Below are 6,935 nucleotides of genomic sequence, written 5' to 3'. Positions count from 1 at the left end.
CATACGTAAAGACAGACGGAATAAGGATTTAATCATTAAGCAGCATTGGATGGCTGCGTCGGAGTAGGTTTGATTTCGCCCTTGTTTGCCTTTTGATGGCGCATACCATTGCGTAGCAGGATCAAACTAAATGGCAATATTTCCGCGACTCATAAGTGCTCGGTTATATGCGGGCCAATTGGTTGTGCGGTAGATTTTGTGTGTAGGCTTCTTCATTTGAAAATTATATCGCTGAAAAACCCTTTACAGATAGGTTTGTGCAACAAAGCCCTTGTAGAAGGACAGTTTAGTGAAATAAAGAAAGTCTTTTAAGCTTTAATCAATCTCCTAGAAATATTTCTAGGAGATTGATTACGTACTCATTAAAGAAAAATAGGCAATAGCCTATCATTTTATTTTGAATAGAAAATATCAATCACCAAGATAATTCTCATTTAGGGTGATTGAATTGATAATTGTTTTCATTTGCATTATAATTACGAGGTTTTTTAAGGTTATTTTAAGTTTAATCTGAATTTCAATCTGGTGATTGATTATAGGGGTCACATGAAAAAGTATTTATTTGTTAAAAATCAAATTGGTATGAGTGGTCTGCTGTTCTGTGGTTTTGCACCAATGCTTTATGCTGCTACTGAACAAACTCAACAAATTGTTGTATTACCTACGATTCAAGTGATTGGCTCACAAGAGGATTCAATTTCAAAAATTCCAGGTGCAGCGGTAATTGTAAGCCAAGAGCAAATTCAACAATTCACTCCAAACTCTACAGAAGAAATTTTAAAACGCGTATCAGGTGTGTATGTTAAACCTGAAGAGGAGTCAGCAATTGTTGGCAACATTGGTATGCGAGGAATTAGTTCGGCTGATTACAAAACACTTATTCTAGAAGATGGTGTGCCTGTTGCGCCGGGTTTATTTGTTGGAAATGGTCGTTATTACAATCCACGTATTCAACGTATGGATAGCATTGAAGTTCTTAAGGGATCTTCTGCGTTGCGTTATGGACCTATGAATATTGGTGGTGTAGTAAATTATCGTACTAAACAACCTAAAGATGGTGCTCTTGTTGATCTATCAATTGGATCTTGGGATACCTATAAGACAACTGTTGAATTAGGTGGCAGTTCTCCAACGAAAGATAGCAATGTCGGAGCGATTTTAAGCTGGGCGAAAAGTGACGGTTTCATGGATAAAAGCTATGAAATGAAAGATGCCGTTATCAAAGCAGGTACAGCTATCGGTGATAATCAATGGGTTGGCGTTAAATTTACTCATTATGAAAATGATGCCAATATTTCATATCGTGGTCAGTTCTTGGGTGAGTATCAAGCCAAGAAACAGAATAATCCTGCTCCTGATGACTGGTTGTTAACAGAGCGTAATTCTTTTGATATCAATCATCGTTGGGATATTAATGCAGATACTGAACTTCAAACATTGCTGTATTGGAGTGAAATGAATCGTGATTATTGGCGCTATGGCGTGAATGCTACAGCTTCACAAGCTGCAGGTCGTTGGATTTATACTGATAATGTAAGTGGCTTTAATCGTGCTTTTGAACGTATTGGAGCGGAAACTCGTCTGATTGCAAAAAATACTATTTTTAATATTCCTGGTGAAGCTGAGATTGGCTTGCGCGTGATGAATGAGAAAATGGATGACGTTACGATTAATGCAACTCGAGCTACACCACGCACAGGTACAACAGCAAAAGATACTAAAGATTCTGCGAAGAGTGTTGCTTTGTATGCTCAAAACCGTTTCGATATTTCAGATCAATTATCCGTAACGCCTGGTGTCCGTGTTGAACGCTATGAACAGCAACGTGATGATAAACAAAAGAATGAAACAGTTAAAACTTCAAATACCGAAGTAATGCCCGGATTAGGTGTTACCTACCAATTCATTCCAGCTGTTCAGCTTTACGCTAGTGTCTACAAGGCATTCTCACCAGCACTAAATGGTGACTCACTCAGTGGAATGAAAGATCAAAAACTAGATGCAGAAACTGCGGTAAGTTGGGAGTTGGGTTTAAGAGGTCAGCAAGATGCAGTTCGTTACGAGTTAACTGCTTTCCGTATGGACTTTGACAATCAAATTATTCCAGCTAACAGTAACTCAGATTTCCAATCGACCAATGGTGGTAAAACTTACAACCAGGGGCTTGAAGGTGCTGTAAGTTTAGAATTTGAGAATGGTTTTGATGTGTTTGCTAATCTTACATGGATTGCAAATGCTGAGTTCAAAGGCGATCGTTACAACAAAAATGGTTCACTAAAATCAAAAGATGGTGACCGTGTACCATATACACCTGAATGGGTAGCAAATCTTGGGGTAGGTTATACCTATGCAGGTCTACGTAGTCAGTTGAGTGCAAACTATACAGGTTCTCAGTTTACTGATGAATTAAATACCAAACCGATTGTAGAGAATACTTCAGGATTCTTTACTGGAAAAATCGATGCTTACACGACTGTCGATTTGACAACACGCTATACCTTGAATGATCAAGTTGAGTTTTATGGCGCAGTTAAAAACTTAGAGGACAAGCGCTATATCGCAAGTCTACGTCAAGGGATTTATGTTGGTCCTGAGCGTTCATTTGAAGCTGGTGTTCGTTATCGTTTCTAATCGATGATTCGGTTGACATAGAAAAAAGGGTTGTATTGATTAAATACAACCCTTTCTTATTTGGGGACTATATAGCAGAATTCGCTATATCGCTAAAATCTTATTTATTTGTTTAGCACTTTACTCATACGAGCAAGCAGAATGACAGGGATCAAACCCACTAAAACAATTAATAATGCTGCAATTGCTCCATCTTCATATGTTCCTCTTGAGGCTTCAGCATATAACTGAGTTGCGAGGGTTTCCATATTCAAAGGTCGAAGTAACAAGGTGGCCGGCAATTCTTTCATACAATCCACAAAAATAAGTAATGCCGCAGAGATGATTGCAGGGCGGAGTAGTGGAAGATGAACTTCTTTTAATATTAAAAATTGATTTCGGCCTAAATTTTGAGCCGCGTCATCAAATACGCCATGGATACGATTATATCCAGACTCTATTCCACCAATTGCGATTGCAAGAAAGCGTACACTGTAGGCATAAATAAGGGTGAAAGTTGTTCCTAAAAAGAGTAAGCCTGTGTGAATTCCTAACTTAAATTCAAGAAAATCAGCTACCGCATGATCAATTTTTCCAAGTGATAACATAAGACCAATTGCCAACACAGTTCCAGGTATTGCATAACCTAAACTAGCAATTCGGCTAAACCATGTAATTTGGCTAAAGCGTGCCGCACTGACAATAAAGAATCCAATTGCAATTGTGATCACAGTAGCAACTGTAGCTAGAAATAAAGTGTTGATTGATGCTTGTAATAAATAGTCTGAAAAACCTGCATACTTGAAACGCTTATAAGATTCCACCAATAAATGGATGAACGGAATGAGGAAACCAATGCTGATAGGAATCAATCCAAGTATTAAACATAAACCAGCTTTTGTGCCACTGAGTTGTTGTGCTGGCATCAATCGACTACGTTGAGCAGAGTTCATATAGCGTTGTTTGCGTCTACCCAGTCTTTCAATAACAACCAATAAAGTAATAATGATCAACATGAAAATCGCGATTTGTGCAGCACTAGCGAGATCGGATTGATTTGTCCATGTTGAATAGATCGACAAAGTTAGGGTTTTGACGCCTAGAAACTCGGTTGCACCGATGTCATTAATGGTTTCCATCAAAGCTAAACTAGCCCCCACAGCGATTGCTGGGCGAGCTAAAGGAATCGCGACTCGAAAAAAAACTTGGTTCGGGTTGAGCCCTAAACTGCGTGCAACTTCAATCAAGCTAGCTGATTGCATGAGAAACATTGCACGTGTGCTTAAATAGACATAAGGATATAAGACAAAACTTAATAGAAAAATACAGCCCCAAACAGAGCGAATATTCGGAAACCAAGCAGGTTGAGATTCCCAACCAAAGTTAGCTGCTAGAAAGCTTTGTAGTGGGCCGATAGGATGCAAAATATCGATATAGCTATAAGCGATGATATATGTTGGTATTGCAAGGGGAAGCAGTAGTGCCCAATCTAAAAAAGCTCGACCTCTAAACTGATATGCGGTTACTAACCATGCGCTACCAGTCCCGATTAAAATCGTGAGTAGACCAACACCAAATAATAAAATACTGGTATCAACCAAAGTAGGGGGCAGAACATACTGAATCAGATGCCCAAAAATATCACTATTACCCTGAATTGCTGTTAAAACCAATGCAATAACAGGCAAGCAAGCAAGTAAGGTCAATACCCCACTGAGCGATGTAAATAAATTAAAGTGATGCTTATTTTTGGTCATTAGAGATTAAGAAACTATTGAAGAGCAGGTTTAAGAAGTTTGATTGGACAGGTCAAAACAAAATGGATGACCTGCCCATAAAATCACTTAGTGATTAAATTGAACTTTATCGACTAACAGATTTGCTGCTTTGCGATATTTTGCAATTTCACTCAGACGGACGTTATCAATATTTAACTTTCCGAAACTTGCGATAATTGGATCAATCTTCACACCAGGTTTTACTGGATACTCATAACCACTTTGTGCATAGATTGCTTGTGCATGATCTGAAGATAAGAATTCCAATAATTGAACTGCTTCTTTACGGTTTGGTGCATATTTTGCTACAGCTGCACCTGATACATTGATATGCGTTCCACCATTTTTAAAGCGAGGTAATACAACATTAATTGCATTGCCCCAACGTTGTTGCTCAGCATCACCATTACGCATTGTTCCTACGTAGTAGGTATTTGCAACACCGATATCACAAATTTTACCGAGAATATCGCGTGCAACATCACGATCACCGCCACTTGCTGGACGAGCTAAATTCGCTTTGATGCCACGTAACCATTGTTCAGTTGCTTTTTCACCGTGATGTGCAATATATGATGCAATTAGCCATGTGTTATAAGGATGGCTGCCAGAGCGTATACAAATCTTGCCTTTCCATTTTGGATTTGCGAGATCTTCATAACTGATGGCTTTTAGTGGTGTACGTTCTTTAGAAACATATACTGCACGAGCACGCATAGATAAAGCGTACCAGTGACCATTGGCTGCACGTAAGTTACCTGGAATCGCGGTATTTAAAACTTTAGAGTTCACTCGTTGAGTTAAACCATTTTCAACCAAATCAACCAAACTGCCGAAATCAACGGTCAGCATGACGTCTGCAGGTGAGCGGCGACCTTCAGTTTTAACACGTTCCAGCATTCCATCTTTGATAAAAACAGTGTTTACTTTAATACCTGTTTTTTGATTGAACTCATCTAATAGCGGTTGAATTAACACAGGTTCGCGAGTGGTATAGAGATTGACCTCAGCGGCATTTACCCAACCACTGCTGAGTGCGACAAGACTAACTGAAAGCGCATGAAGTTTTATTCGTTGGTTCATTTTTGATCCCTAAAGAAGAAACTTGAATAATAAATACAAGTTAAGTGGGTGATTGATGGGTTTCGATTGAATCATTGGCTTCATAAAAGAAACACTGAGATAAATCTAACGATAGGTAGACGGTGTCTGCTTGGTCGTAATGTTGAGAATATTCAACATAAGCACTTAACACTTTATCTTCTGCCTCGATTTTTAATTTAAGTAGTTGTGAATAGCCTAAGAAGTTTGACGAAATAATTTTAGCAGCTAGACTATTTTCAGTTTTTATCCGATTAACACGTAATTGGTGGGGTCTAAAATAGCAACGAATCTCGTTATTACTCGTCAAATGTTTTGGAATATCAATATTTCCAAAAATCGTATGCAGTTGTTGATCTTGTATTTGGGTTTTTATTTCATTCAAATCGGAAAAATAACGTGCTGCAAAAAGTGTTTTCGGTTGGAAGTAAAGCTGCTTGGGCGTACCACTTTGAATGATTTTACCTTGATGCATCAAAATAATCTGATCAGCAATTTGAAGTGCTTCTTCAGGATCATGAGTCACAATGATAGTGGTGGTTGAAGTCTGTTTTAAAATTTCAATAGTACTTTGTCGAATTTGATCACGTAAACGATGATCCAAATTCGAAAATGGTTCATCCATAAGCAAGACATGAGGTTTAGGTGCGAGTGCACGAGCTAAAGCAACACGCTGTTGCTCACCACCAGATAAAGTATGTGGATAGCTATGAATATGATGCGACATAGAGACATGCTTTAACGCATTTTCAGCAATAGATTGACGCTCGTGCTTCGGGATTTTTTTCAATCCAAACATCACATTTTCCAACACGCTTAAATGTGGAAAGAGAGCATAGTCTTGAAATACAAAACCGATATTGCGTTCTTCAGCTTGAACTTGTTGATATGGGTCCCATAGAACTTTTCTTTCTAGCTGAATAGAACCCTCAGTAGGAGTCTCTAGACCTGCGATTAGACGTAGCATGGTTGTCTTGCCACAACCAGAATGTCCCAGCAGGCAAATAATCTGACCACTTTGAGCAGACCATGATGCTTGATTTACAGCAAAACGCTCACCGAATTTTTTGCTAAGCTTTTGAATGGTTAAGACATTAGCCAACGTTACGGTATGAGCATTCATGGTCAATTCACAGGAATAATTCTTGCCCAAATAATAACTGATAATTCTTCTCAAGTGGAGTTTTTTTGAAGGAATGGGAGCGTGTTTATTGGGTCTATTTTAATAAACTCAAAGGTAGAATGATTTAACTTGAATAAGTAATTATTTAATTAAATATTAGATATTTAACTGGCTAATAAATAAAGTATTTAGTGAGGGCTTTGTTGCACAAACCTATCTGTAAAGGGTTTTTCAGCGATATAATTTTCAAATGAAGAAGCCTACACACAAAATCTACCGCACAACCAATTGGCCCGCATATAACCGAGCACTCATGAGTCGCG

At 38.4% G+C, this 6,935-nt stretch carries 4 protein-coding genes and 1 pseudogene; 1 reads left to right on the top strand and 4 read right to left on the bottom strand.

Annotated features, from left to right (window positions below):
- Positions 1 to 216 (bottom strand): annotated as a pseudogene (locus tag E2B99_RS10230) (transposase); the annotation flags it as partial.
- Between the two features lie 330 nt (positions 217 to 546).
- On the opposite strand from E2B99_RS10230, the gene E2B99_RS10225 reads away from it, so the two are divergent.
- Entirely contained in the window at positions 547 to 2,631 is a 2,085-nt protein-coding gene (locus E2B99_RS10225; protein ID WP_076879463.1) for a TonB-dependent receptor family protein, read from the top strand.
- Between the two features lie 104 nt (positions 2,632 to 2,735).
- On the opposite strand, the gene E2B99_RS10220 is transcribed toward E2B99_RS10225, so the two are convergent.
- The 3 genes from E2B99_RS10220 to E2B99_RS10210 form a co-directional block, all read right to left on the bottom strand.
- Entirely contained in the window at positions 2,736 to 4,367 is a 1,632-nt protein-coding gene (locus tag E2B99_RS10220) for an ABC transporter permease (protein ID WP_134244854.1), read from the bottom strand.
- 87 nt (positions 4,368 to 4,454) lie between these two features.
- Positions 4,455 to 5,471: an extracellular solute-binding protein gene (locus E2B99_RS10215; protein ID WP_134244853.1), complete on the bottom strand. Its 1,017-nt coding sequence runs from the start codon at positions 5,469 to 5,471 to the stop codon at positions 4,455 to 4,457.
- A 40-nt stretch (positions 5,472 to 5,511) separates the two neighbouring features.
- Entirely contained in the window at positions 5,512 to 6,612 is a 1,101-nt protein-coding gene (locus E2B99_RS10210; RefSeq protein ID WP_134244852.1) for an ABC transporter ATP-binding protein, read from the bottom strand.
- Positions 6,613 to 6,935 lie beyond the last annotated feature (323 nt).

It is taken from the genome of Alkanindiges illinoisensis (assembly GCF_004377485.1).
Taxonomy (GTDB): Bacteria; Pseudomonadota; Gammaproteobacteria; order Pseudomonadales; family Moraxellaceae; genus Alkanindiges; species Alkanindiges illinoisensis_A.
This window is presented reverse-complemented; position numbering and strand designations above follow the sequence as displayed.

Excerpts from the sequence above, each read along its gene's own strand:
- E2B99_RS10220 (WP_134244854.1), bottom strand. The coding sequence starts at position 4,367 with ATGACCAAAAATAAGCATCACTTTAATTTATTTACATCGCTCAGTGGG.
- E2B99_RS10215 (WP_134244853.1), bottom strand. The coding sequence starts at position 5,471 with ATGAACCAACGAATAAAACTTCATGCGCTTTCAGTTAGTCTTGTCGCA.
- E2B99_RS10210 (WP_134244852.1), bottom strand. The coding sequence starts at position 6,612 with ATGAATGCTCATACCGTAACGTTGGCTAATGTCTTAACCATTCAAAAG.
- E2B99_RS10225 (WP_076879463.1), top strand. The coding sequence starts at position 547 with ATGAAAAAGTATTTATTTGTTAAAAATCAAATTGGTATGAGTGGTCTG.